General features: G+C 70.0%; 23 protein-coding genes. All 23 read left to right on the top strand.

Translation table 11 applies throughout. From position 1 onward, the window contains the following. The 23 genes from mltG to rpe all read left to right on the top strand — a co-directional run bounded on the left by mltG (position 1) and on the right by rpe (position 23855). Positions 1-1263 (top strand): endolytic transglycosylase MltG, encoded by a 1263-nt coding sequence (gene mltG / locus ABD678_RS10880; RefSeq protein WP_344756535.1) that lies wholly within the window; start codon positions 1-3, stop codon positions 1261-1263. 27 nt (positions 1264-1290) lie between these two features. Beyond that, complete coding sequence (locus tag ABD678_RS10875) at positions 1291-2127, top strand: shikimate dehydrogenase family protein (RefSeq protein WP_344756533.1); 837 nt, start codon at positions 1291-1293, stop codon at positions 2125-2127. A 30-nt stretch (positions 2128-2157) separates the two neighbouring features. After that, complete coding sequence (aroC, locus tag ABD678_RS10870; protein WP_344756531.1) at positions 2158-3411, top strand: chorismate synthase; 1254 nt, start codon at positions 2158-2160, stop codon at positions 3409-3411. Further along, a complete protein-coding gene (locus ABD678_RS10865; RefSeq protein WP_344756529.1) occupies positions 3411-3920 on the top strand; it encodes a shikimate kinase in 510 nt (169 codons plus the stop codon). Before aroC ends, ABD678_RS10865 begins: the two co-directional genes overlap by 1 nt. Further along, positions 3917-4984, top strand: coding sequence for a 3-dehydroquinate synthase (gene aroB / locus ABD678_RS10860; RefSeq protein ID WP_344756527.1), 1068 nt, complete (start codon positions 3917-3919; stop codon positions 4982-4984). Before ABD678_RS10865 ends, aroB begins: the two co-directional genes overlap by 4 nt. A 10-nt stretch (positions 4985-4994) precedes the next feature. Further along, entirely contained in the window at positions 4995-5432 is a 438-nt protein-coding gene (locus ABD678_RS10855; RefSeq protein WP_344756525.1) for a type II 3-dehydroquinate dehydratase, read from the top strand. 17 nt (positions 5433-5449) lie between these two features. Next, the gene (gene efp / locus ABD678_RS10850; protein WP_344756523.1) at positions 5450-6013 is read left to right on the top strand and encodes an elongation factor P; all 564 of its coding nucleotides are present in this window, start codon (positions 5450-5452) and stop codon (positions 6011-6013) included. A 12-nt stretch (positions 6014-6025) separates the two neighbouring features. Next, positions 6026-6439, top strand: coding sequence for a transcription antitermination factor NusB (gene nusB, locus ABD678_RS10845; protein WP_344756521.1), 414 nt, complete (start codon positions 6026-6028; stop codon positions 6437-6439). Between the two features lie 66 nt (positions 6440-6505). Continuing rightward, entirely contained in the window at positions 6506-7036 is a 531-nt protein-coding gene (gene pyrR, locus ABD678_RS10840) for a bifunctional pyr operon transcriptional regulator/uracil phosphoribosyltransferase PyrR (RefSeq protein WP_344756519.1), read from the top strand. Continuing rightward, positions 7033-8016, top strand: a complete 984-nt coding sequence (locus ABD678_RS10835; RefSeq protein ID WP_344756517.1) for an aspartate carbamoyltransferase catalytic subunit — start codon at positions 7033-7035, stop codon at positions 8014-8016. Before pyrR ends, ABD678_RS10835 begins: the two co-directional genes overlap by 4 nt. Then, positions 8013-9353 (top strand): dihydroorotase, encoded by a 1341-nt coding sequence (locus ABD678_RS10830; protein ID WP_344756515.1) that lies wholly within the window; start codon positions 8013-8015, stop codon positions 9351-9353. Before ABD678_RS10835 ends, ABD678_RS10830 begins: the two co-directional genes overlap by 4 nt. Continuing rightward, on the top strand, positions 9346-9825 hold the full coding sequence (locus tag ABD678_RS10825; RefSeq protein ID WP_344756513.1) for a PH-like domain-containing protein: 480 nt from the start codon (positions 9346-9348) through the stop codon (positions 9823-9825). Before ABD678_RS10830 ends, ABD678_RS10825 begins: the two co-directional genes overlap by 8 nt. Further along, positions 9825-11024 (top strand): glutamine-hydrolyzing carbamoyl-phosphate synthase small subunit, encoded by a 1200-nt coding sequence (carA, locus tag ABD678_RS10820; protein WP_344756512.1) that lies wholly within the window; start codon positions 9825-9827, stop codon positions 11022-11024. Before ABD678_RS10825 ends, carA begins: the two co-directional genes overlap by 1 nt. After that, positions 11024-14335, top strand: a complete 3312-nt coding sequence (gene carB / locus ABD678_RS10815; protein WP_344756511.1) for a carbamoyl-phosphate synthase large subunit — start codon at positions 11024-11026, stop codon at positions 14333-14335. The genes carA and carB overlap by 1 nt, the downstream gene beginning before the upstream one ends. Continuing rightward, positions 14328-15224, top strand: a complete 897-nt coding sequence (pyrF, locus tag ABD678_RS10810) for an orotidine-5'-phosphate decarboxylase (RefSeq protein WP_344756509.1) — start codon at positions 14328-14330, stop codon at positions 15222-15224. Before carB ends, pyrF begins: the two co-directional genes overlap by 8 nt. Beyond that, complete coding sequence (gene gmk, locus ABD678_RS10805; protein WP_344756507.1) at positions 15212-16123, top strand: guanylate kinase; 912 nt, start codon at positions 15212-15214, stop codon at positions 16121-16123. The genes pyrF and gmk overlap by 13 nt, the downstream gene beginning before the upstream one ends. 37 nt (positions 16124-16160) lie before the next feature. Beyond that, positions 16161-16418: a DNA-directed RNA polymerase subunit omega gene (gene rpoZ / locus ABD678_RS10800; RefSeq protein ID WP_344756505.1), complete on the top strand. Its 258-nt coding sequence runs from the start codon at positions 16161-16163 to the stop codon at positions 16416-16418. 13 nt (positions 16419-16431) lie between these two features. Then, positions 16432-17619: a bifunctional phosphopantothenoylcysteine decarboxylase/phosphopantothenate--cysteine ligase CoaBC gene (gene coaBC / locus ABD678_RS10795; RefSeq protein ID WP_344756503.1), complete on the top strand. Its 1188-nt coding sequence runs from the start codon at positions 16432-16434 to the stop codon at positions 17617-17619. Between the two features lie 42 nt (positions 17620-17661). Further along, entirely contained in the window at positions 17662-18858 is a 1197-nt protein-coding gene (gene metK, locus ABD678_RS10790) for a methionine adenosyltransferase (protein WP_344756501.1), read from the top strand. A 2-nt stretch (positions 18859-18860) separates the two neighbouring features. Next, positions 18861-20852, top strand: a complete 1992-nt coding sequence (locus ABD678_RS10785; protein WP_344756499.1) for a primosomal protein N' family DNA-binding protein — start codon at positions 18861-18863, stop codon at positions 20850-20852. Between the two features lie 25 nt (positions 20853-20877). Beyond that, complete coding sequence (gene fmt / locus ABD678_RS10780) at positions 20878-21804, top strand: methionyl-tRNA formyltransferase (RefSeq protein WP_344756497.1); 927 nt, start codon at positions 20878-20880, stop codon at positions 21802-21804. Further along, positions 21801-23180: an RsmB/NOP family class I SAM-dependent RNA methyltransferase gene (locus ABD678_RS10775; RefSeq protein ID WP_344756495.1), complete on the top strand. Its 1380-nt coding sequence runs from the start codon at positions 21801-21803 to the stop codon at positions 23178-23180. The genes fmt and ABD678_RS10775 overlap by 4 nt, the downstream gene beginning before the upstream one ends. Before the next feature lie 9 nt (positions 23181-23189). Then, on the top strand, positions 23190-23855 hold the full coding sequence (gene rpe / locus ABD678_RS10770; protein WP_344756492.1) for a ribulose-phosphate 3-epimerase: 666 nt from the start codon (positions 23190-23192) through the stop codon (positions 23853-23855). Positions 23856-23859 lie beyond the last annotated feature (4 nt).

Here is a 23859-nt window from a genome sequence, read left to right as displayed (position 1 = left end):
GTGGCAGAGGAAACCCGCTGGGACGACATCTTCTCCTCGCAGCCCGGCGCACAGCCCGCCCTGCAGGCCGAAACGGGGCAGGCACCGCAGTCGCGCCGGGAGGCACGCGAAGCACAGTCGCGGCAGGCGAAGCCATCATCGGGCGGGTCGAAACCGCCCAGGCCCCCACGCGACCCCCGGCAGCCCGGGAAGCGTCGTCGCTGGGTCGCCTGGGTCGTCGCGATCGTGGTCGTACTGGGGCTCGCGGCCGGCGCAGCGGGATATGTCTGGCTCAACTACGAGGACCAGGTGCGCAAGGTGCTCGGCTGGGAGCTGCCTCCACCCGACTACGTGGGCGAGGGAAGCGGTGAGGCCACGATCGTGATCGTCAGCGGCGATACGGGCGTCGAAGTCACCAACGCCCTGCTCGACGCCGGGGTCATCAAGAACTTCGAGACCTTCTACACACTGTTGCTCGCCCAGGATCCGGCGGTGTCGTTCTTCCCCGGCTACTACGTGCTCGCCGAGAAGATGAGTTCGCAGGCCGCGCTCGACGCGCTGCAGGACCCGGCGAACCGTGTGGAGCACACCGCGCTCATTCCCGAGGGTAAGAGCATCGACCAGGTGTTCGACATCCTGAGCACCGCGACCGACCTCCCGGTCGAGGACTTCGTCAAGGCGGCGAAGGACCCGACGAGTTACGGTGTGTCCGCCGAAGCTCCGAGCCTCGAAGGTTACCTGTTCCCGGCAACCTATCGGTTCGACCCGGGCGTCGATGCACGCGCCGTCATCCAGACCCTCGTCGACCGCACCTTCCAGTCACTCGATGCGGCGGGTGTTGCGCCGGCAGATCGTCATCGTGTGCTCACGCTGGCGGCGCTCATCCAGCGCGAGGCCGGGCGCGACACCGAGGACTTCTACAAGGTCTCGCGCGTGTTCACCAACCGGCTGGAGAACGACTGGCATCTCGAGTCGGATGCGACCGTCTCCTATGGAACCGGCCGGACGCACACGGTCTGGACGACCCCCGCCGAGCGCGCGGACACCTCCAACCCCTACAACACCTACGCGAACCCCGGGCTGCCGATCGGCCCAATCGGCGCTGCCGGCGATCTGGCAATCGATGCGGCCCTGCATCCGGCGGACGGACCGTGGTTCTACTTCGTGCCGGTCAACCTGGACACCGGGGAGACGGTGTTCTCGACGACGTTCGCCGAGCACAATGCGGCGGTGAAGCAACTGCAGCAGTGGTGCCGGGAGACGCAGAGCCCCAATTGTGATTGAGCGGCCTCCGATGACTGACCCACTCCCATGAAGGACCCGGTGCGCAAGCTCGCGGTGCTCGGCTCGCCGATCGCGCATTCCCGGTCGCCTGCGCTGCACAGGGCCGCCTACCGGGTGCTCGGGCTGCCGTGGGAGTACGGGAGCGCCGAGGTCGCCTCCGGGGAGCTCGGTGGATTCCTCTCCGGCCTCGACGACTCCTGGCGAGGGCTCTCGCTGACGATGCCGCTCAAGCGGGAGATCCTGCCGCTCCTCGGCGGGAGGGATGCGGTGACCGATCTCGTGGGCGCCGCGAACACGGTCCTGTTCGACGACGGCCGCGTGCTCGGGTTCAACACCGACGTGTACGGGGCGGAGATGATGCTCGCGGAGTGCCTTCCCGGCACGCTGCGCCGTGCTCTCATCCTGGGCTCCGGGGCCACGGCCAGCTCGATGCTCGCGGCGCTCGCCCGTCGGGGAGTCGAGGAGGTGGTCGTTGCGGCTCGCACGCCCGAGAACGCGGGAGGACTCATCACGGTCGCCGACCGGCTCGGTGTGGCGATCGCCGTCGGCGGATTCGACACGGACCCGGGGGCTCCGGATGTCGTGGTCAGCACGCTTCCCGGAACGGCGGAGTCAGGTGGCGGGTTCTCCCAGGAGCTGCGCTCCTCGGTGCCCCTCGTCGATATCGCCTACGACCCCTGGCCGAGCGCCGTGGCCGGGCATTGGCTCGAGGCCGGAGGCGTCGTCAACAGCGGGCTCGGGATGCTCATCCACCAGGCCATCGCCCAGGTGCGGATCTTCGTCGGCGGCGACCCGGGACGAGTCCTCCCCGACGAGGAGGGCGTGCTCGCCGCGATGCGCGAGGCGGCACTCGGCCGGTCCTGAGCGCGGGCCCGATCATGGGAGGATGGCTGCATGCTTCGATGGTTGACCGCAGGGGAATCGCACGGCCCGGAACTGATCGCCATTCTCGAGGGGCTCCCGGCCGGGGTGCCGATCGGGCTCGCCGGGATCCGTGAGGATCTGGCCCGCCGCCGGCTCGGATACGGGCGGGGAGCCCGGCAGAAGTTCGAGGAGGACGAGCTCGCGATCTCGGCCGGCATCCGCTTCGGCCTGACCATGGGAAGCCCGATCGCCCTGCGCATCGGCAACACCGAATGGCCGCGCTGGGTCGACGTCATGAGTGCGGAACCGGTCGATCCGGCCACCCTGCCCAAGGGCCGTGGCGCCCCTCTCACCCGTCCGCGCCCGGGGCACGCCGACCTCGTGGGGATGCAGAAGTACGGCTTCGACGAGGCCAGGAACGTGCTCGAGCGCGCGAGTGCGCGGGAGACGGCGGCGCGGGTCGCCCTCGGCGCCGTCGCACGAGGCTTCCTCGGCGAGCTCGGCATCCGGTTGCTCAGCCACACCCTGTCCATAGGCTCGGTGCGCGTGCCGGAGGATGCGCCGTTGCCGCACCCGGAGGATGTCGCGCGCCTCGATGCCGACCCCCTCCGATGCGCGGACGCCGTCACGAGCCAGCGCATGGTCGCCGAGGTCGACGCGGCGCAGAAGGACGGCGACACGCTCGGCGGGGTCGTCGAGGTGCTCGCCTACGGACTCCCGCCTGGACTCGGCTCCTACACGCACTGGGATCGTCGCCTCGACGCGCGCCTGGCCGCCGCGCTCATGGGCATCCAGGCGATCAAGGGCGTCGAGATCGGCGACGGCTTCCGCACGGCCGCCCGCCGTGGCTCGGCGGCGCACGACGAGCTCTTCGCCACGGAGGCCGGGATCGCACGCACGACCGATCGCGCCGGCGGCACGGAGGGCGGCATGAGCACGGGCGGGCCGCTGCGGGTGAGCGCGGCCATGAAGCCCATCTCCACGGTGCCGCACGCGCTGCGCACCGTCGACGTCGCCAGCGGCGACACGGCTGCGGCGCATCACCAGCGTTCCGATGTGTGCGCCGTGCCGGCATCCGGGATCGTCGCCGAGGCCATGGTCGCCCTCGTGCTCGCGGATGCCATGCTCGAGAAGTTCGGCGGGGACTCGGTCGCCGAGACGCGTCGCAACCTCGAAGGGTACCTCGCCGCGATTCCCGCGAACCTCCGCACGGACTCTGAGCTTCACGACGCCGAGCTTCACGACGCCGAGCTGCACGACGCCGAGCAGCGCGAGCCGGAGTGATGGACGAGCGGCCCCTGCTCGTCGTCATCGGTCCGCCCGGTGCGGGTAAGAGCGTGCTCGGCAAGCAGGTCGCACGACTGCTTCGCGTGCCCTTCGTCGACACGGACCGGCGGATCGTGGCCCAGCACGGTCCCATCGCAACCGTGTTCAGCGAGCGCGGTGAGGAGTGGTTCCGCGCGGCGGAGCGCATCGAGGTCGCGAAGGCGCTCGGAGAACGCGCGGTCGTCTCGCTCGGCGGGGGCGCCATCCTGAACCAGGGGACGAGGGACGACCTCGCGACACAACGCGTCCTGCTCGTGACGGTGAGCCCCGAAGCGGTGCAGAGGCGGCTGGGCGGTGCCGTGCGCCCGCTGCTCACGGACGGCATCGAGTCGTGGAAGCGGATCGTGGAGGAGCGTCGCGAGCTCTACGAGCAGCTCGCGACACGCACGATCGACAGCTCGAACCGCACCGCCGGCTCCCTGGCGCACGAGCTCGCCGAGTGGGTCCAGCGGGAGGAGGAACGATGACGACGATCGAGGTGGGGGGAGCGGCGCCGTACCGGGTGCAGGTCGGCCGTGGCGTCCTCGACGGGCTCGCGGCTGAGCTCGGGCCGGACGTCAGGAAGGTGCTCGTGGTGCACCAGCCGTCGCTCGCCGATCTCGCGGGCGAACTGAGAACGCAGCTCTCCGCCGATTACGAGGTGCTCCTGGCCGAGATCCCGGACGGGGAGGCGGCCAAGCGCGTCGAGGTGGCCGCATTCTGCTGGCAGATCCTCGGCACAGCCGACTTCACGAGGTCGGATGCCGTGGTCGGCTTCGGGGGAGGCGCGGCGACCGACCTTGCCGGCTTCGTCGCGGCGACCTGGCTGCGCGGCGTCAAGCTCGTGCAGGTGCCGACGACGGTGCTCGGAATGGTGGATGCGGCCGTCGGCGGCAAGACCGGCATCAACACCTCGGAGGGCAAGAACCTCGTCGGGGCGTTCTACTCGCCGGCGGCGGTCATCGCCGACCTCGACATCCTGGCCGGCCTTCCGCGGAACGACCTGCTCGCCGGGTTCGCGGAGATCGTCAAGTGCGGTTTCATCGCCGAGCCCGAGATCCTGGACATCGTTGAACGGGACGTCGCCGTGGCGACCGACTCGGGGTCGGAGGAGTTCCGCCGGGCGGTGGAACTCGCCATCGGCGTGAAGGCACGGGTCGTCGGCGAGGACTTCCGCGAGGCGGGCCTGCGCGAGATCCTGAACTACGGGCACACGCTCGGGCACGCGATCGAGTACGCGGAACGGTTCCAGTGGCGGCACGGCGCGGCGGTGTCGATCGGCATGATGTACGCGGCGGAGCTCGCGCGTCTCGCCGGGCGGCTCTCCGACGACGTCGTCGACCGGCACCGCAGCATCCTCGAGTCGCTCGACCTGCCGGTGAGCTATCCGGCCGGCCGCTGGAAGACGCTGCTGAGCGTCATGAAGCGCGACAAGAAGGCCCGTGGCGACCTGCTCCGGTTCATCATCCTCGACGACATCGCCCGGCCGACGGTGCTCGCCGGCCCCGACCAGTCGCTCCTGTTCGCGGCCTACCAGGAGATCGGCGATTAGAGTGTCAGCCATGAACCGCGTGCTCGTGCTCAACGGACCCAATCTCGGTCGCCTCGGAAGCCGTGAGCCGGAAGTCTACGGCGCGCTCACGCTCTCGGACCTCCGCGACCAGCTGGAGGCGGCATCCGGCGGTCTCGCCCTCGAGGTGCGGCAGACCGATTCGGAGTCGGAGCTCGTCTCCTGGCTGCACGAGGCGGTCGACTCCGCCTCGCACGTCATTCTCAACCCTGCCGCTTTCACGCATTACTCCTACGCGCTGCGGGATGCCGTGGCGCTCGTGACGGATGCCGGGCTGCTGCTCGTCGAGGTCCACATCTCGAACCCGCACGCGCGGGAGGAGTTCCGCCACACGAGTGTCATCTCCGGGGTCGCGACGGGCGTCATCGCCGGGTTCGGGTTCGATTCCTACCTGCTCGCGCTCGAGCTGGTTCGCAGGCGCTCCGGCTGACCCCGTAAACTCGGGGGATGGCCTCAACTGCAGACATTCGTAACGGCGTCGTCCTCAACATGGATGGCGGGCTGTGGACCGTCATCGAGTTCCAGCACGTCAAGCCCGGCAAGGGCGGCGCGTTCGTGCGTACCAAGGTCAAGAACGTTCGCACCGGCAAGACCGTCGACCGCACGTTCAACGCCGGGGCGAAGATCGAGACCGAGACGGTCGACCGCAGCGACTTCCAGTACCTGTACAAGGACGGCGACGGTTTCGTGTTCATGAACACCTCCGACTACGACCAGATCACCCTCTCCGAGGAGCAGGTCGGCGACGCCCCCAACTTCATGCTCGAGAACCAGGACGTGACGATCGCGCTGCACAACGGCGAGCCGCTCTACGTCGAGCTTCCGGCATCCGTCGTGCTCGAGATCACCCACACCGAGCCCGGCCTGCAGGGCGACCGCTCGACCGGCGGGACCAAGCCCGCGACCGTCGAGACCGGCTACCAGATCCAGGTACCCCTGTTCCTCGAGCAGGGCACCAAGGTCAAGGTCGACACGCGCACCGGGGACTACCTCGGCCGCGTCAACGACTGACCGCCCGCGATCATGAGTGCGCGCACCAAGGCCCGCAAGCGTGCCCTCGACCTGCTGTACGGCGCCGACCTCCGTTCGGAACCGATCGGTACCGCTGTGGCGGCTGAGGCCGTGCGGGCGGAGGCCGAGCCGAAGCGCGAGTCCTCGTGGGGCTACGCCCGGCAGCTCGCCGAGGGCGTCGAGGAGCATCTCGTCGAGATCGACGAACTCATCGAGACCTATGCGCAGGGCTGGACGATCGCCCGGATGCCGGCCATCGACCGGGCCATCGTGCGCATGGGCATCTGGGAACTCCTGTTCAACCCCGAGGTTCCGGACGGCGTCGCGATCGCCGAGGCCGTCGCGGCGGCCCGCACCTACAGCACCGAGGACTCCGCGGGCTTCGTCAACGGCCTCCTCGGCCGCATCGCCCAGACCCGAGTCTGACCGGGGCTATAGTTGTAGCACAGACATCCTTTAAGGCCGTCCCGAGAGGCGGGGAAGGAGGTCGGATTGACTGCACGCACGGTGCTGCAGCACTCTGATATCGCCCGCGCGCTCACGCGCATCACCCACGAGATCCTCGAGTCCAATCACGGCGGCTCGGATCTCGTCATCCTCGGCATCCCGACGCGCGGTGCCATCCTGGCCGAGCGCATCGGCCGGCTGCTCGAGCAGATCGAGCCGGGCAGCGGTGCCACCGGAACGCTCGACACGACGATGTACCGCGACGATCTCGCTCGCAACCCGACCCGGGTGCCGAGGCCCACGACGATCCCGTCGGGCGGCATCGACGGGCGCACCGTCGTGCTCGTCGACGATGTGCTCTTCTCCGGCCGTACCATCCGCGCAGCCCTCGACGCCATGGTCGACCTCGGGCGGCCGAAGGCGGTGCGCCTGGCCGTGCTCATCGACCGCGGGCATCGAGAACTGCCGATCCGGGCGGATTTCGTGGGCAAGAACCTCCCGACCTCCCTCGGCGAACGCATCAACGTCCGCGTCGAGGAGGTCGACGGCGTCGACGAGGTGACGATCGAGCCATGAGGCACCTCCTGAGCACGAAAGACCTCGGCCGCGAGGAGGCCATCGGTATCCTCGATGTCGCCGAGGACATGGCCGAGGTCGCTGGACGCGAGGTTCCGCGGCTGCCGGCGCTGCGCGGTCGCACCGTCGTCAACCTGTTCTACGAGGACTCCACCCGCACCCGCATCTCCTTCGAGGCCGCGGCGAAACGGCTGAGCGCCGACGTCATCAACTTCAGCGCGAAGGGTTCGAGCGTCTCGAAGGGGGAGAGCCTCAAGGACACGGCCCAGACGCTCGCCGCGATGGGCGCCGACGCCGTCATCGTCCGACATCCGGCATCCGGAGCACCCCAGGTGCTCGCCGACAGCGGCTGGATCGACGCCGGCATCGTCAACGCGGGCGACGGCACCCACGAACACCCCACCCAGGCGCTCCTCGACGCGTTCACGATCCGCAAGCGGCTGTACGGCGCCGAGGCGCGTGGCCGAGGCCTCGACGGGACGCGTGTGACGATCGTCGGCGACATCCTGCACTCCCGCGTCGCCCGGTCCAACGTGTGGCTGCTCACCGCGCTCGGTGCGAGCGTCAGCCTTGTCGCCCCGGCGACCCTCATGCCGGTCTCGATCGACGACTGGCCGGTCTCCCCGGGCTACGACCTCGACCGTGCGGTCGACGATGCTCCCGACGTCATCATGATGCTGCGCATCCAGGAGGAGCGGATGCATGCGGCGTTCTTCCCCAATGCACGCGAGTACTCCCGCCAGTGGGGACTCGACGACGAACGGATGTCCCGTCTTCCGGCCGATAGCATGGTCATGCACCCCGGTCCGATGAATCGCGGTCTCGAGATCTCCGCCAGCGCTGCCGACTCGACGCGATCCACGGTGCGCGAACAGGTCGCCAACGGGGTCTCGGTGAGGATGGCTGTGCTGTATCTGCTGCTGTCAGGTGCTCAAACCACCGGCGCGCAGGAGATCGCATCGAGGGAGGGGGGCGCATGACCCGGATCGTGATCCGCGGAGCGACGCTTCCCGACGGCCGGGCCACCGACATCCTCGTGGCCGACGGCATCGTGGCGGAGCTCGGCAGTGGCCTCTCCGACGCGAAGGCACGCCTGATCGACGCGGACGGGCTCAGGGTGCTGCCCGGCCTCGTCGACCTGCACACTCACCTGCGCGAACCGGGGTTCGAGCACAGCGAGACGATCCTCACCGGATCGAGGGCCGCCGCGATCGGAGGCTTCACCGCCGTGCACGCCATGGCGAACACCTCGCCGGTCGCCGACACCGCCGGCGTCGTCGAACAGGTCAGATCGCTGGGGGACGCGGCCGGCTACGTCACCGTGCGGCCGGTGGGGGCCGTGACGGCCGGGCTCGCGGGCGAGACACTCGCCGAGATCGGTGCGATGGCGCTCAGCCGGGCCGCGGTGCGCGTCTTCTCCGACGACGGGAAGTGCGTCTCGGATGCCCTCCTCATGCGTCGCGCACTCGAGTACGTGAAGTCCTTCGGCGGGGTGGTCGCCCAGCATGCGCAGGAGCCGAGGCTCACCGAGGGCGCTCAGCTCAACGAGGGCGCACTGAGCAGTGAACTCGGTCTCGCCGGCTGGCCTGCGGTCGCCGAGGAGGCCATCATCGCCCGCGACGCACTGCTCGCCGAACACGTAGGAGCGCGGCTCCACATCTGCCACCTGTCGACCGCCGGCTCGGTCGAGGTCGTCCGCTGGGCGAAGGCGCGCGGCATCCAGGTCACGGCGGAGGTCACGCCGCACCATCTCCTGCTCACCGAGGAGCTCGCCCGCGGATACGACGCGCGCTTCAAGGTCAACCCGCCGTTGCGCCGGCAGGAGGACGTCGAGGCGCTGCGTGCCGGGCTCGCGGACGGCACGATCGACGCGATCGCCACCGATCATGCTCCGCATCCGCCCGAGGCCAAGGACTGCGAATGGGATGTCGCCGCCTTCGGCATGGTCGGGCTCGAGTCGGCGCTCTCCGTCGTCCAGGCCGCCCTCGTCGACACCGGGGTGCTCGGCTGGGAGGATGTCGCGAGAGTGCTCTCGGCGACGCCCGCCGCGATCGGCCGGCTCGAAGGCTATGACCAGGGGGTTGCGGCCGGAGCGCCCGCCGAGCTCACCCTCATCGACCCCAGTGCGAGTCGGGTCTTCTCGACGCGGGACCTGCATGGCCGCTCGGTGAACTCGCCCTACCTGGCGACGACACTCCCCGGTCGCGTCGTCGCGACGATCCACCGGGGCTACGAGACCGTGCGAGACGGAGAGCTCGTCGAAGAGAACGAGGTTGCGCAGCGCGCGACGGAAAGTCGGGAAGAACACCGTGGATAGGCTCCTGCCCAGCATCATCGTCGGCTTCGTCATCGTTGCCGCCCTCATCGGAATGTTCTTCGGTTGGCGCGCACGCCAGCGGCGCCAGGCCGGCATTCCGGCACCGGAGGCCGTGCCGGCCGATGTCGGAGCCATCCGCACCGCGGTGAGCGGCCTCTACGTCGCCACGACGCGCGCGGGGGAACCGCTCGAGCGCATCGCGGTACGCGGGCTCGGCTACCGGTCGCGGATGGTCGCCACGGTGGCCGACCGCGGAGTGACCCTCGAGCTCACCGGGGCCAGGCCGGCGTTCATCCCGGCGACGGCCCTGCGCTCGGCCGGTCGCGCGACCTGGGCGATCGACAAGGCCGTCGAGCCCGGTGGACTCGTCGTGCTCGGCTGGCGCCTGGGGGATCTCGACGTCGACAGCTACTTCCGAATCGATGGGGAGGCGCAAGCCTTCATCGACGCCGCAGCGGGGATCACCGCGTGATGGCGGGCCAGGACCGCAGCCGCGCGGACGCCGCCGTACTCGTCCTCGAGGATGGCACCCGGTACCCGGGCGCGGCTTACGGGGCACGGGGGAGGACCGTCGGCGAGGCCGTGTTCTCGACCGGCATGACCGGCTATCAGGAGACCATCACCGACCCTTCCTACGCCGGCCAGATCGTGCTCATGACCGCACCGCACATCGGCAACACCGGGGTCAATGACGAAGACCCGGAGTCCGGGCGGATCTGGGTCGCCGGCTTCGTCGTGCGCGACCCCTCCCGGACGGTGTCGAACCATCGTGCGACCGGCAGCCTCGATGACGACCTGGACGGCCAGGGGATCGTGGGCATCAGCGGCATCGACACGCGGGCGGTGACCAGGCGGCTTCGCTCGGTCGGCGTCATGCGGGCCGGCATCTTCTCCGGACCGGATGCTGCGCTCGACCCCGCCGACCAGCTCGCGGCCGTGCTCGGCAGCGAGGAGATGGCCGGGCAGAACCTCTCCGCCCGCGTCTCCACGCCGGAGCTCTACCGGATGCCGGCCGAGGGCGAGCGAATCGGTTCGGTGGCGGTGCTCGACCTCGGGGTCAAGGCCTCGACGCTGCGCTACCTGACTGCGCGGGGGTTCGAGGTCATCGTGGTTCCGGAGGCGATCTCCGCCGAGGAGTTCTTCGCCCTCGCCCCGGATGCCGTCTTCTTCTCGAACGGACCGGGCGACCCCGGCGCATCCGATCGCCACGTCGCACTGCTGCGGGAAGTGCTCGAGCGGGGCCTTCCGTTCTTCGGCATCTGCTTCGGCAACCAGTTGCTCGGGCGTGCGCTCGGCTACGACACCTACAAACTGCCGTTCGGGCACCGGGGCATCAACCAGCCCGTCGTCGACCGCGCCACGGGAAGGACCGAGATCACCGCCCACAACCACGGGTTCGCCGTCGCCGCCCCCACCGAGGGCGTCTCAGAGTCCCCGGCCGGGTTCGGCCGCGTGGAGGTGAGCCATCTCAACCTCAACGACGATGTCGTCGAGGGGCTGCGGGCACTCGACCTTCCCGCCTTCTCGGTGCAGTACCACCCGGAGGCGGCGGCCGGTCCGCACGACGCCAATTACCTCTTCGACCGGTTCAGGGAGCTCGTGGTCTCGGCCCTTCGAGAGCCTCAGGGGGGCCCACGCTCGACCGGAGAAGCTCAAGGGGGCGGTCGCTGATGCCCAAGCGCGACGACATCCGCTCAGTCCTGGTGATCGGCTCCGGTCCGATCGTCATCGGCCAGGCCTGCGAGTTCGACTACTCGGGCACCCAGGCCTGCCGGGTGCTGCGCGAGGAGGGTGTGCGCGTCATCCTCATCAACTCGAACCCCGCGACGATCATGACCGACCCGGACTTCGCCGACGCCACCTACGTCGAGCCGATCACCTGGGAGGTCATCGAGACGATCATCGCGAAGGAGCGGCCGGATGCGATCCTGCCGACGCTCGGCGGCCAGACCGCGCTCAACGCAGCGATCGAGCTGCACGAGCATGGGGTGCTCGACAAGTACGACGTCGAGCTCATCGGGGCGAACTTCGAGGCCATCCAGAAGGGCGAGGACCGCCAGCTGTTCAAGGATCTCGTCATCCGGGCCGGTGCCGAGGTCGCGCGCTCGCACATCGCGCACACCGTCGAGGAGGCGATCGAGTTCGCGGAGGATCTCGGCTACCCCCTCGTCATCCGCCCCTCCTTCACGATGGGCGGGCTCGGGAGCGGTTTCGCCTACACGCGGGAGGAGCTCGTGCGGATGGTCGCCGACGGCCTGCACCAGAGCCCGACGACCGAGGTGCTCCTCGAAGAGTCGATCCTCGGCTGGAAGGAGTACGAGCTCGAACTCATGCGCGACACCTCGGACAACACGGTCGTCGTGTGCTCGATCGAGAACGTCGACCCAGTCGGAGTGCACACCGGCGACTCCATCACTGTCGCGCCCGCGCTCACCCTCACCGACCGCGAATTCCAGAAGCTGCGCGACATCGGGATCGAGATCATCCGGCTCGTCGGCGTCGACACCGGCGGATGCAACATCCAGTTCGCCGTCGACCCGGCGAATGGCCGCATCATCGTCATCGAGATGAACCCGCGCGTGTCGCGCTCGAGCGCTCTCGCGAGCAAGGCGACCGGATTCCCGATCGCGAAGATCGCCGCGAAGCTCGCGATCGGCTACCGCCTCGACGAGATCCCGAACGACATCACCCGGGTGACCCCGGCGAGCTTCGAACCGACGCTCGACTACGTCGTCGTCAAGGTGCCGCGGTTCGCCTTCGAGAAGTTCCCGGCGGCCGACCCCCGGCTCACGACGACCATGAAGTCGGTCGGCGAGGCGATGGCGATCGGCCGCAACTACACGACCGCGCTGCAGAAAGCGCTGCGCTCGCTGGAAAAGCGCGGTTCGAGCTTCCACTGGGAGGGGGAGCCGGGCGACAAGGATGCCCTGCTCGCCGCGGCAAGCGTTCCGACCGACGGCCGCATCGTCACGGTGCAGCAGGCGCTGAGGGCCGGTGCGAGCATCCAGGAGGTCTTCGAGGCGACCGGGATCGACCCCTGGTTCGTCGACCAGATCGTACTCATCAATGAGGTCGCAGAGCTCGTGCGCACGGCGGAGGCCCTGGATGCCGACCTGCTCCGCCACGCGAAGAACCACGGCTTCTCGGATGCGCAGCTCGCCCAGTTGCGCGACCTCGACGAGGCCGAACTGCGGGCGATCCGCCACAATGCGGGCGTCCGGCCGGTGTTCAAGACCGTCGACACCTGCGCGGGGGAGTTCCCGGCGCTCACGCCGTACCACTACTCGAGCTACGACCTCGAGACCGAGGTGACTCCGAGCGACCGTCGCAAGGTCGTCATCCTGGGCTCCGGCCCGAACCGCATCGGGCAGGGCGTCGAGTTCGACTACTCCTGTGTGCACGCGGCCTTCGCGCTCTCGGATGCCGGCTACGAGACGATCATGATCAACTGCAACCCGGAGACGGTCTCGACCGACTACGACACGAGCGATCGGCTCTACTTCGAGCCGCTCACGCTCGAGGATGTGCTCGAGGTCATCGATGCCGAGCGGGCCAGCGGTCAGCTCGTCGGCGTCATCGTGCAACTCGGCGGCCAGACCGCGCTCGGCCTTGCGAAGGGGCTCGAGGCGGCCGGAGTACCGATTCTCGGCACGTCGCCCTCGGCGATCGACCTCGCCGAGGAGCGCGGGCTGTTCTCCGGCATCCTCGACGCCGCAGGGCTCCTCGCACCACGGAACGGCACCGCAACAGACCTCGCGAGCGCGGTAGCGGTCGCCGAGGAGATCGGCTACCCGGTGCTCGTGCGCCCGTCCTTCGTGCTCGGCGGCCGCGGCATGGAGATCGTCTACGACACGGAGTCCCTCGGCGGTTACTTCGACCGCGTCGCCGACCAGGCGATCATCGCCCCCGGGCTTCCGCTCCTCGTCGACCGGTTCCTCGACGACGCGATCGAGATCGACGTCGACGCCCTGTTCGACGGGACGGAGCTCTACGTCGGGGGAGTCATGGAGCACCTCGAGGAGGCCGGGATCCACTCCGGCGACTCCTCCTGCACCCTGCCGCCGGTGACGCTGGGCCGCGACGTGCTCGACCAGGTGCGGGATGCCACCGAGGCGATCGCGCGCGGTGTCGGAGTGCAGGGGCTGCTCAACGTGCAGTTCGCGATCGGCCAGGGCGTGCTCTACGTGCTTGAGGCGAACCCGCGGGCCTCTCGGACGGTGCCCTTCGTGTCGAAGGCGCTCGGCATCCCGCTCGCCAAGGCGGCATCGCTCATCATGGTGGGCTCGAGCATCCGGGAACTCGTGGAGAGCGGGATGCTGCCCGAGGCCGACGGCCTGCACAGCCCGATGGACTCCCCGGTCGCCGTCAAGGAGGCCGTGCTCCCGTTCAAGCGATTCCGCACGCGCGAGGGCAAGATCGTCGACTCGATCCTTGGGCCTGAGATGCGCTCGACCGGCGAGGTCATGGGAATCGACTCCAACTTCCCGAAGGCGTTCGCCAAGAGCCAGGCTGCAGCCTACGGCGGACTGCCCGGCAGCGGAACCGTGTTCGTCTCGGTCGCCGACCGCGACAAGAGAGCCATCGTGCTCCCGGTCATGCGACTGCAGCAACTCGGCTTCGAACTGCTCGCGACCCAGGGAACCGCAGAGGTGCTCGCCCGCAACGGCATCGAGGCGCGGGTCGTTCGGAAGCACTCGGATGTCGCGCCTGGGGGTGAGCAGGACTCGCGCTCGATCGTGGACCTCATCACCGCGGGCGAGGTCGACATCGTCATCAACACCCCGAGCGGCAGGCGGGCGCGTGCCGACGGCTACGAGATCCGCACAGCGACGGTCGCGGCCGACAAGGCGCTCTTCACGACGATCGCGCAGCTGGGCGCCGCGGTCTCCTCGGTGGAGGCCATCCGGAACGGCTTCGAGGTGCGCTCGCTCCAGGAATACGGCCTGGACCGGGCATCGCGGTTGGAGCAGGCCCATGGCTGAACCCCGGACCTTCGGCGACCGGCTCGCGGCAACGTTCGCGACCAGGGGCCACTTGTGCGTCGGGATCGACCCGCACGCCTGGCTGCTGGAGGCCTGGGGGCTTCCGGACGACGCGACCGGCCTGCGCGAGTTCGGCCTGCGGGTCGTGGAGGCAGCCGCGGGGCGGATCGGGATCGTCAAACCGCAGGTCGCCTTCTTCGAACGGCACGGTTCGGCCGGCTTCGCGGCGCTCGAACGCGTCGTGGGCGCCGCTCGCTCGGCTGGGCTGCTCGTCATCGCCGACGCCAAGCGCGGTGACCTCGGCTCCACCGTCGACGCATACGGACAGGCCTGGCTCACCCCGGGCAGTCCGCTCGAGGCGGATGCGATGACGGTGAACGCCTACCAGGGGGTCGGCACCCTCGCCGGGCCGATCGCGCTCGCCCGCGAGGCGGGTAAAGGGCTGCTCGTGCTCGCGGCGACCTCGAACGCCGAGGCACTCCCGACGCAGACCGCGATCCTCGCCCCGGGCGGTTCGAACGGCGGGCGGGCCGGCAGGACTGTCGCCGCCGGTATTGTCGATGAGGTGATCGGTCTGAATACCACGACAGCCCCGGACGCGGCCGCATCGCCCACCGTGGGCTCTTTCGGCGTCGTGATCGGGGCGACCGTGGACCCGGCACGCTTCGGAATCCCGCTCGAGGCGATGGCGGTGGCCCCGGCGACACCGGTCCTCGCACCGGGATTCGGTCACCAGGGCGCCGAATTCTCCGGACTGCGCGAGCGATACGGCGCCGTGGCCCCCTTCGTGATCGCCTCCAGCTCGCGCGATGTGCTCTCGGCCGGGCCATCCGGCATCTCCGAGGCGCTTCTCCGGCAGGCGGAAGAGCTCGCCTCATGCCTCGGTTAGACCCGCCCGACGTCGATCGCGTCGCCGCGTCGCGGGCCGCCGTCGCCGCACGGAGAGCACGCGCCGCCGTCAAGCATGCTGTCGCCGAACGCACCAGGAGCCCGCTCGACGTGCTCGAGGCCGGCTGGGCGTCGTCCGACAGCGCCGAGGCGGGTCTTCGGGTCCGGGAGCTGCTCGCCAGTGTCCCAGGACTGGGTCCGGTGCGCACCGCGAAGGTCATGGGCGAGCTCGGCATCGCCGAGTCGAAGCGCGTCGGCGGTCTCGGCGTCCGGCAGCGCGACATCCTGCACGACTGGCTCTCGCTGCGCGAGCACCGGCCGCCGAGCCTCGCGCGCTCCCGGTCGTCGCGACTCGTCGTCCTCGCGGGCCCCACCGCCGTCGGCAAGGGGGCTGTCTCCGGCTACATCAGGGAGAACTACCCCGATGTGCTGCTCTCGGTGTCCGCGACGACGAGGAAGCCGCGTCCCGGTGAGGTCGACGGAGTGAACTACTTCTTCGTGAGCGACGAGGAGTTCGACCGTCTCGAGGCCTCGGGGCAGATGCTCGAGACCGCGACCGTGCACAACGCCTACCGCTACGGCACCCCGCGCGCCCCCATCGACGCGGCGATCGCGGAGGGCAGGAGCGTGCTGCTCGAGATCGACCTGCAGGGTGCCCGGTCGGTGCGCAGGGCGATGCCGGATGCCGTGCTCGTCTTCCTCCTTCCGCCCACCTGGGAGGAACTGGTGCGCCGGCTCATCGGTCGGGGCACCGAGGATGCGGCGGAACAGGCCAGACGTCTGGAGACCGCGAAGATCGAGCTCGCGGCCCAGGACGAGTTCGATTACCGCGTCGTGAACGCCGAGGTCGGCCAGGCCGCCCGCGAGGTCGTAGACTTGATGGGCTTCCCCACACACTGACGAGGCCGCGCATCGCGGCCGGACACGGAGATTTTTCATGGTTGAACGCGCCAAGGGCATCATCGACCCGCCCATTGACGAGTTGCTCACCAAGGTCGACTCCAAGTACGCGCTCGTGATCTTCGCGTCACGTCGCGCCCGCCAGATCAACGACTACTACGCCGACCTCCACGAGGGAAGCCTCTTCGACAACGTCGGGCCGCTCGTCGACTCGACGATCGACGACAAGCCGCTCTCGGTCGCGATGCACGAGATCAACGAGGGCAAGCTCGTCGTCAAGCAGCTCGCGGAGTAGCAGCGCGGCCCAGATGAACATCGTCGTCGGCATCACCGGCGGGATCGCCGCTTACAAGGCCGTCGGTGTCGTGCGCGCCCTCGTGCTCGCCGGCCACGACGTGCACGTCGTCGCCACGGATGGTGCGCTGCGGTTCGTCGGCATGCCGACGCTCGAGGCGATCAGCCGCAACCCCGTGGAGCATGACCTCTTCGAGGGCGTCGCCGAGGTGCGCCACGTCGCGATCGGCCAGGCCGCCGATGTCATCGTCGTCGCCCCGGCGACCGCGAACATGATCGCGCGCATCACGGCCGGGCTCGCCGACGACCTGCTGGGGACGACGATCCTGGCCAGTACCGCGCCGCTCGTGATCGCCCCGGCCATGCACACCGAGATGTGGCAGAACCCGGCGACCGTGCACAACGTCGAGACCCTGCGTGCGCGCGGCGTCACGATCGTGGGACCGGCGAGCGGGCAGCTCACCGGACAGGACAGCGGGCCGGGGCGGATGGCGGAGCCCGACGACATCGTCGCCGCGGTGGTGGCGGTGGGAGAGGCCGGGCGTTCGCAGGACCTCGCCGGCAGGCACATCGTCGTCACGGCCGGAGGCACGAGGGAGCCCATCGACCCCGTCCGCTTCATCGGCAATCGCTCGAGCGGGAAGCAGGGCGTCGCGATCGCCGCTGCCGCTGCAGCGCGGGGAGCCAGGGTCACGCTCATCGGGGCCAACCTCGAGGTGCCGGCCCCGGCATCCGTCGCCCTCGTGAGCGTGGGAACGGCCGAGGAGCTGGCGAGTGCGACACAGGCGGCAGCGAAGGACGCGGATGTCGTCGTCATGGCGGCCGCGGTCGCGGACTACCGCCCGGAGCGGCTCGCGGCGGAGAAGATCAAGAAGGAGCAACAGGGTGACGAGCTCCCGCTGCGGCTCGTGAAGAACCCGGACATCCTCGTCTCGCTCGCCCAGGCCAAGCCGGCCGGCCAGCTGCTCATCGGTTTCGCCGCGGAGACCGAGCGCGATGACGCGAAGCTCCTGGAGCTCGGCCGCGCGAAGCTCGCGCGGAAGGGCTGCGACCTCCTCGTCGTCAACCGCGTGGGCTGGGACGAGGGCTTCGCCGTGGACGGCAACACGGTCACGGTCCTCGACAGGCACGGCGATATAGTGTTGGAGACTTCAGGATCGAAGTCGTCGGTGGCCGGTCGTATCCTCGACCTGCTGCGTTGACTCTCGACCAGTTCATCCGGTCCTCGACCCGTTAGGCACACTGTGGGTACTGCTTTCCGCCTGTTCACGAGCGAGTCGGTCACCGAAGGGCACCCCGACAAGGTGTGCGACCAGGTGTCCGACGGGATCCTCGATGCGCTTCTGACCGTCGACCGCAGCAGCCGTGTCGCCGTCGAGACGATGGTGACGACGGGGCTCGTGCACATCGCGGGTGAGGTCACCTGCTCGGGCTACGTGGAGATCCCGCAGCTCGTGCGCGACATCGTGAGCGGCATCGGCTATACCTCCTCGGCGGTCGGGTTCGACGGCGCATCCTGCGGCGTCGCCGTGTCGATCGGCAACCAGTCGCCGGACATCGCGCAGGGTGTCGACGTGGCACTGGAGGCACGTGACGGGACCGATGACGACCCGCTCGACCGCCAGGGCGCGGGCGACCAGGGGATCATGTTCGGCTACGCGACGACCGAGACGCCCCAGTACATGCCCGTTCCGATCTGGCTCGCGCACCGGATGGCGGAGCGGCTCGCCGAGGTTCGCAAGACCGGCGAGCTCGACTACCTCCGCCCGGACGGCAAGACCCAGGTCACGATCGGCTACGAAGGCGAGGTTCCGCGCACCGTCGACACCGTCGTGCTCTCGACCCAGCACTCACCGCAGGTGCAGAACACGCAGTTGTTCGCCGAGGTCGAGGAGCTCGTGATCCGTCCTGTTCTCGCCTCCACCGAACTCGACAGCACCGGGGTTCGCATCCTCATCAATCCGACCGGACGGTTCGAGACCGGAGGACCGCAGTCGGATGCCGGACTCACCGGTCGCAAGATCATCGTCGACACGTACGGGGGAGCGAGCCGGCACGGGGGCGGCGCATTCAGCGGCAAGGACCCGTCGAAGGTCGACCGCTCTGCCGCGTACGCCATGCGCTGGGTGGCCAAGAACGCGGTCGCGGCGGGGCTCGCGGACCGGCTCGAGGTGCAGGTCGCCTACGCCATCGGCAAGGCCGCCCCGGTCGGGCTGTATGTGGAGACCTTCGGAACGGCCAGGGTCGACGAGGCGAAGATCAACTCGGCCATCCGCGAGGTGTTCGACCTGCGGCCGGCGGCGATCATCCGCGATCTCGAACTGTTGCGGCCGATCTACCGGCAGACGGCCACCTACGGCCACTTCGGCCGCGAGCTCCCCGACTTCACCTGGGAGAGGCTCGACCGGGTCGACGAACTCCGCAGCGCGGTCGGGTTGTAGCCATGCCGGCGGCATCCATCGCGCGGGTGCTGATCGACTCTCCGCTGCCTCAGCTCGACCGGCTGTTCGACTACCGGGTGCCGGAGGCGATGCTGGAGGATGCCGTTCCCGGCGTCCGCGTGCGCGTTCCACTGCGCTCGGCCGGGCGCATCGCCGACGGCTACCTCATCGAACTCGTCGACTCCGTCGACTATCAGGGCGTGCTGAGCGAGCTCGAAGCGATCGTGTCGCCGGTTCCCGTGCTCACCCCGCAGGTGTACGCGCTCGCGCGCCGGGTGGCCGATCGTGCGGCGGGGACCGCGAGCGACATCCTCCGGCTGGCGGTTCCGAAGCGGCAGGTGCGCGTCGAGAAGGCGTGGTTCGCCGCCGATCGGGCCGAGCCGTCGCCATTCGAACCCGTGGCCGTCGCGGACTACGGCATCGCGAGGATCGACGAGGCGATCGGCGGGGCGGAGCGGCTCGCGGTCGATGCCGTCCCGCAGGTCGTCGAGGCCGGAGCGCCGCCCTCCCGCCGCTGGGTCGGCCACTGGGCTGTGACGCTCGCCGCGTTCGCCTCGCGTGCGCTCCAGGCCGGCTCGGTCATCCTCGCCGTGCCCGACTACCGGGATCTCGACCAGCTCGTGACCGCTCTCGAGGCGATCCTGCCCGCCGACCGCATCGTGCGCATCGACGCGCGACAGTCGAACGCCGACCGGTACCGTGCGCACCTGCAGTGCCTCGACGGGGTGCCCCGGGTCATCGTCGGCAACCGTTCCGCCGTCTACGCCCCGGCGGACAGGCTCGCGCTCATCGCCCTGTGGGACGATGGGGATCCTCTGCACAGCGAGCCGCTCAGCCCCTACGCCCACAGCCGTGATGTCGCGCTGCTGCGGCAGGAACTCGAGGGCAGTGCTCTGGTCTTCCTCGGGCATGCTCGGACCGTCGAGGTGGAACGGCTCGTGCAGGTCGGCTGGGTGGGAGCCCTCGCACCGGCGAGGGGCTACCTGCCGAAGGTCATCCCCACCGCGCAGCAGAGTGCGGAGGACCGGCTCGCAGCCCAGGCCCGGATCCCGTCGAGCGCGTGGCGGGAGGCCAGGGGCGCGCTCGAACACGGACCGGTGCTCGTCCAGGTCGCGAGGCCGGGGTATGCACCGCAGCTCGTGTGCGAGACCTGCCGTCAGGTCGCCCGGTGCGCCCGGTGCTCGGGACCGCTCGGCCTGCGGACCGCACGCTCATCGCCATCCTGCGCGTGGTGCGGCGCGATCGCCACCGACTGGCGCTGTGCGCACTGCTCCGGCCGCGGCTACCGCCTGCAGGGGCAGGGGGCGACGAGGACCGCCGAGGACCTCGGGAGGGCTTTCCCCGGTGTACCGGTGATCATCGCCGACGGTGAGCGGTCCGTTCTCGAGGTCAGCGCGAAACCGGCCCTCGTCATCGCGACGCGCGGGGCGGAGCCGATCGCCGCGGGAGGCTACCGGGCCGTCCTGCTGCTGGATGGCGAACGGATGCTCGCCCGCGAGAGCCTCCGTGTCGGCGAGGACTGCCTGCGCTGGTGGGCGAACGCGATCGCCCTCGCGGCGGTTGGAGCTCCGAGCGTGCTCGTCGGGGTCGGCGGTGCCCTCGCGGGGGCCCTGGCGACGTGGCAGCTCGCGGACTACGCGCGCTCAGAACTCTCCGACCGCCGGCGGTTGCGGTTCCCGCCTGCCGTGCGTGTGGCGACCGTGACGGGCGACCCGGCCTCGGTGGCGAGGGCCACCGCGGCGGTCGATGCGATCACCGGTGTGGATGTGCTCGGGCCGGTCGAGCTCGGTTCCAACCAGCAGGGCGGCGAGGGGCTGCGCGCGATCGTCCGCCTCGACTACGCGCAGGGAGCCTCGGTGGCGACCGCCCTGCGCGCTGAGATCATCCGGAACGCCACGACCCGCCGAATGCGCGTCCCGGCGGGAGGCGGCCGACCGTCGTTGCCTACACTGAGAGTCCGGTTCGACGATCTCGAACCGTTCGAGCAGGCCTGATCGAACAGGTGCAGGGAGCAGACGAGTGCGCATAGTCTTCGCCGGCAGCCCCGCTGCCGCGGTGCCGAGCCTGCGGGCACTCGTGGCGAGCGGGCACGAGGTGACCGCGGTGCTCACGCGGGAGGACTCTCCGTTCGGCCGCAAGCGCCTGCTGACCCCCACACCGGTCGCCGAGGTCGCCGTCGGCCTCGGGCTGCCGGTGATCAAGGCGAACCGGCTCGCCCCGGTCACCGAGGAACTGACCTCCCTCGACGCCGAGCTCGGGGTCATCGTTGCCTACGGGGGTCTCGTGCGCGAACCCCTGCTCTCGGCGCCGAGGCACGGCTGGATCAACCTGCACTTCTCGTTGCTTCCGCGCTGGCGGGGCGCAGCGCCCGTCCAGAGGGCGATCATGGCCGGGGACGACGTCACGGGGGCGAGCGTGTTCCAGCTCGTCGAGGAGCTCGATGCGGGGCCCGTCTACGGGCGGTTCACCCAGTCGATCGGCCGGAACGAGACCGCCGGGCACCTGCTCGAGTCCCTCGCCGATGCCGGCGCAGGGTTACTCGTGCGGGTCGTCGACGCGATCGCCGACGGCAGTGCCCGCGCGGAGGAGCAGGTCGGCGAGGTGACGCTCGCGCCGAAGCTCGGCGTGGAGGACGGCCGTATCGACTGGAACCTGATGGCGGATGCCGTACACGACCGCATCCGGGGTGCGACCCCGGAGCCGGGGGCGTTCACGATGGTGGATGGGCATCGGCTCAAGATCCTCGATGCGGTGATCGCCCGTGACCGGCCGACGCTCGCGCCCGGAGTCTTCCGCTTCGACGGAGCCGTGTTCGTCGGAACGGCCACCGACCCGATGGAGCTCGTCACGGTCCAGCCGGCCGGAAAGAAGCCCATGCGCGTTGCCGACTGGTGGCGTGGGCTGCCGAGCGCGCCCGAAGGGGCTGCCGGGAGGGTCGCCGGATGAGCGGCATCCAGCCGGCGCGCAGGGTCGCCTACCAGGTCATCCGCGCCGTCTCGGAGTCGGATGCCTACGCCAACCTGCTGCTTCCGGTCACGATGGATCGCGCCGGACTCGCCGGGCCCGATGCGGCGCTCGCCACGGAGTTGACCTACGGGACCCTGCGCCGTCGCGGTTACTACGACAGCGTCATCGAGGCGGCCGCCGGTCGACCGCTCGCGCAACTGGATGCGCCCATCCTCGACGTGCTCCGGCTCGCGGTGCACCAGTTGCTGTCGATGCGCGTCGCGCAGCACGCGGCGGTCGACGAGGCGGTCTCGCTCGCCCGAGAGGTCGGTTCGCGCTCGGCGACGGGCTTCGTCAACGGCGTGCTGCGCACGATCGCCCGTACGAGCGCCCAGGAGTGGCGCTCCCGGGTGATCGGCGAGGCGAAGAGCCAGGACGAGAGCCTGGCGGCCGAGTTCGCACATCCGGCCTGGATCGTCAGAGCATTCCGGCGGGCTCTCGAGGCCGAGGGCCGTGAGGACGAACTTGCCGCACTCCTCGAGGCCGACAACCGTGCGCCGAGCGTGAGCCTCGCAGCGCTGCCGGGGCTCGCAACGAGCGGCGAGCTCACCGGCGCGGTTCCCGGCCGATTCTCCCCGTTCGCGGCCGCGAGCGAGGGCGGGGACCCTGCGCGGTGGCCCGCGGTGCGGGACGGGCGCGCCAGAGTCCAGGACGAAGGCTCGCAACTCGCGGCGCTCGCCCTCAGCAGGGCGCGGCCGGTCACGCCGGGGGAGCGGTGGCTCGATCTGTGTGCGGGTCCCGGCGGGAAGGCCGCGCTGCTCGCAGCGGAAGCCCACGGCGCAGGAGCGACCCTCGTGGCCAACGAGATCATCCCCGCGCGGGCGCAACTCGTGCGCAACGCCCTTGCGGTCTTCGAGAACCCGCCGCAGGTGCTCGTGCAGGACGGGCGGGACTTCGGCGAGCGGTTCGCCGGGCAGTTCGACCGCATCCTGCTCGACGCCCCGTGCACCGGTCTTGGAGCGTTGCGGCGGCGGCCGGAGGCCCGCTGGCGCAAGCAGCCGAAGGATGTCCCCGAGCTCACGAGGCTGCAGGTCGAGCTCGTGGAGTCCGCCGCGAGGGCACTGAAGCCCGGTGGCCTTCTGGCCTACGTGACCTGCTCTCCACACCTGGCCGAGACGAGGGTGATCGTCGAGCATGCAGTGCAGCGCTGCGGGCTCGAGGCCGTCGATGCCCCGGCCGCCCTCGCCACCGTCGTGAGGGAACCGCTGAATCTCGGTCCGGGGCTGCAGGTCCAGCTGTGGCCGCACCGGCACGGCACCGATGCGATGTTCATCGCGCTGCTGGGGAAAGCCGACGGCGCGGAGGCCGGCCGCTAGGCTTGCCGCATGCCGGTCCGCATCAACCCCAGCATCCTCTCGGCCGACTTCGTGAACCTCGAGCACGACATCGCGCGCATCGCGACCGCCGACCTCGTGCACGTCGACGTCATGGACAACCACTTCGTGCCGAACCTCACCTTCGGGCCGCAGATGGTTGGGCGCATCCAGGCGGTCTCTCCGATCCCGCTCGACGTGCACCTCATGATCGACGACCCCGACCGCTGGGCGCCCGGCTACGCCGAACTCGGCGCCTTCTCGGTGACCTTCCACGCCGAGGCGGCGGCGGATGCCGTAGGCCTCGCCCGGAAGCTGCGTGAGATCGGCGCGCGCGCCGGGATCGCGGTGAAACCGGGGACGCCGATCGGACCGTACCTCGAGCTCCTGCCGGAGTTCGATCAGGTGCTCGTCATGACGGTCGAGCCCGGCTTCGGCGGGCAGAGCTTCATCGAGGCGGTCATGCCCAAGCTCGAGGCGCTCTCGGATGTCGTGAAGCGGCTCGGTCTGGATGTCTGGCTGCAGGTCGACGGCGGCGTCGACGAGCGCACGATCGCGATCGCCGCCGAGGCGGGAGCCGACACCTTCGTGGCCGGTTCGAGCGTCTACAACACCGGGGATCCGACCGAGAACATCGCCGCGCTGCGCGCCGCGGCGGGGCGCCATCTGCTTGGATAGTGCG

The sequence above is a fragment of the Leifsonella bigeumensis genome, from assembly GCF_039537265.1.
GTDB lineage: Bacteria > Actinomycetota > Actinomycetes > Actinomycetales > Microbacteriaceae > Terrimesophilobacter > Terrimesophilobacter bigeumensis.
Note: the sequence above shows the minus strand (reverse complement) of the source record. Positions and strands in the feature narration are given on the sequence as shown.